Source organism: Candidatus Phytoplasma phoenicium (genome assembly GCF_001189415.1).
Lineage (GTDB): Bacteria > Bacillota_I > Bacilli_A > Acholeplasmatales > Acholeplasmataceae > Phytoplasma > Phytoplasma phoenicium.
Window position 1 is genome coordinate 1 of sequence record NZ_JPSQ01000044.1, and the last position, 2707, is coordinate 2707.

Sequence of the window (2707 nt, forward strand, 5' to 3'; positions counted from 1 at the left end):
GTGTTCTAGTATAATAAAGGGTTTTTATTCCTTTTTTGTGAGCATATAAATAATATTTCACTAATTCTCTAGTTGTAGTATTAGAAGTAATACATAATTCAAAAGAAATTCCTTGATCGATATGTTTTTGAGCAGTCGCGATAACATCAATTATTTTTTTTTTATCCATACGATAAGCTGTTTGGTACATGAAAGCAAAATCTTTCAAAGCAGGAACTGGAAAATAAGTTTTAGAATTACCATAAGTTCTTTCTTCTACTAATTGTTTAATAGGTGTTAAAGAGGGTGTTGCAGACATAATATAGCCGATGGTTCCGTTGGGAGCGACTGCTAAACGATGAGAATTATATAAACCATATTTTTTGATGTTTTCTGCCAAAACTAACCAATCATTATCAGTTGGTAATTCTATTTCTTCAAAAATTTCTTTAATTTTAGATTTTTTAGGTAATATTGCTTTACGATTTTTAAAATATTCTCCATTTGCATAAGTAGATTCTTCAAATTTATAAAATTTTTGTCCTGTTTTTTTAGCTTCCAAATTAGAATGTAATAAAGAATAATAATTAACAGCACTAAAAAAAACATCAATCAATTCAATATCTTCCTCGCTTCCAAATTCAATTAATTTTTCTGCAATAAATCCATGATGCCCCATAATTCCAAAACCTACACTACGATTTAAACGATTAGCTTTCGCTATTCCTGGAACATAATTAATATTTGTTTTTAAAGAAACTGAATTCATAATCTCAAAAGCTGCAAAAATTGTTTCTTTAATAGTTTTGTTTTTTATCATATTTCCCATATGTCCAGAAGACAAATTACAAGAAATATCCATTCCAATTTCATCCATTTCTCTTTTATCATAAGGAGCATAATGAGAAGTAATAGAAGGTTGTAAAATTTCTGTACATAAATTAGAGAATTTTACTTTATTAATAGAAGTATTATCTCGATTGACATTATCACAAAACATAATATAAGGGTATCCAGATTCTCCTTGTAATAAAGCAATCAATTCTAATAATCGTCGAGGATCAATAAATTTTTTTCTTACATCAGGATTTTTCAATAAAACATCATACCATTTATCCATTTCAATACTAATATCTGCAAAATTCAAACCATATGCTTTAAAAACTGTATGAGGGAAAAAAATAGCCATTTTTTCTTTTTTTCTTGCTAATTCAATCATTTTATCAGGAATAACTACTCCTAATGATAAAGTTTTTAATCGTATATCTTCATCTGCATTTAATTTTTTTGAATTTAAAAAATCTTCAATATCAGCATGAAAAACATTTAAATAAGCGACACCTGCACCTAAACGTTGTCCCATTTGATCAGCATAACGAAAAGAATAATCTAATAATTTTGCTACTCCTATAACTCCTTTACAAGTATTAGAAATTTCTTTTATACTTTCTCCTTTAGCTCTTAAATTTGAAAGATTAATAGAAACTCCACCGCCTATTTTGGAAAGTTGCATAGAAAATTCTACAATACGTGAAATATCATTTAAAGAATCTCCTCCTTCTAAAAGAAAACAAGAAACAAATTCTCCTCTTTTTTTCAAACCTGTATTTAATAAAGTAGGTGTAGCGGGCGTAAAGTTTTGTTTAATTAAATTTTTGATTAAATTTATTGCTAGTTCTTTATTACCAGAAGCGTGATATAATGCATTAATTGCTAAACGATCTTCATAAGTTTCTAAATATTCTTTTTTATCTCTTGTTTTTAAAGAATATCCATTATAAAACTTAAAAGCACCTATAAAAGAAGGAAAAATAAATTTTTCATTATAAGCAATATCAAAAACTTTTTTAATTTCTTTGTAATTATATTTTTCTAAAAAATTTTTTTCATAAAAATTATTTTCTATTAAAAAATTTAATTTTTCTTTTAAACTAGGGAATTTTTTTGTTTTTGGTTTTATTTCTTCATTTAAAAAAGATTCAATAGCTTCTTTATCTTTTTGTAAATTTTTTATATTACCTTCTTCATCTAAAATTTGATTATTTAAAATAATCCAATTGGGGATTTTTTTATTTTTTCTTTTTATTTTTTCATTTTCTTCTAACCAATTTTTTAAAAATAAAACATCTTCTTCGAATCCTTTGCCTTCGAATTTAAGAATCAAAGGTATATTGAATTTTTCGGAAATTAAATCTCCAGCTTTTGCAAAATTTTTTCCAAAATTTTTATTTCCTGAAACCGCTATTCCAATTACTAAATAAAAATATTTTTTTAGAAATGATTCAGTTATTTCTGAAATTTCTCCAAATTTAATTGTTTTGGTAACTAAAAAAATATCTTTTTCATCGTTTTTAAAATTTTTAATTTCTTCTATTTTATATTTATGTTCTAATTTTTTTACAAAATCGTAAACATTTCCTTTTTCGGAACTATCAAAAACTATTTTCATTATTATTTATCCAATTCCTATCAATTTAATTTTTATTTTTCTATTTTATCTACTCTATATTTTAACTTTTTATTTTCAATTTAACTAACTTAAATTTTATTTAATTTTAATTTGAAATTTAAATTTAAAAATTAAAATATTTTTATTATTATTAATTTATTTTCATTATTATAAAGCAAAAAAAATGTGACTAAAGTTTAAAAATTGCAATTATAACTTTGTTTTTTTAAAAAAATAGTCACATTTTTTTCAATTTATTCATATTTTATTTTTTATATT

1 protein-coding gene is annotated in these 2707 nt (G+C 23.3%); it reads right to left on the minus strand.

What is annotated here, in order from left to right:
• The coding region (gene nrdE / locus AlmWB_RS01115) for a class 1b ribonucleoside-diphosphate reductase subunit alpha (protein ID WP_050337264.1) at window positions 1–2428 on the minus strand (2428 nt) is incomplete at its 3' end.
• Between the last annotated feature and the right edge of the window lie 279 nt (window positions 2429–2707).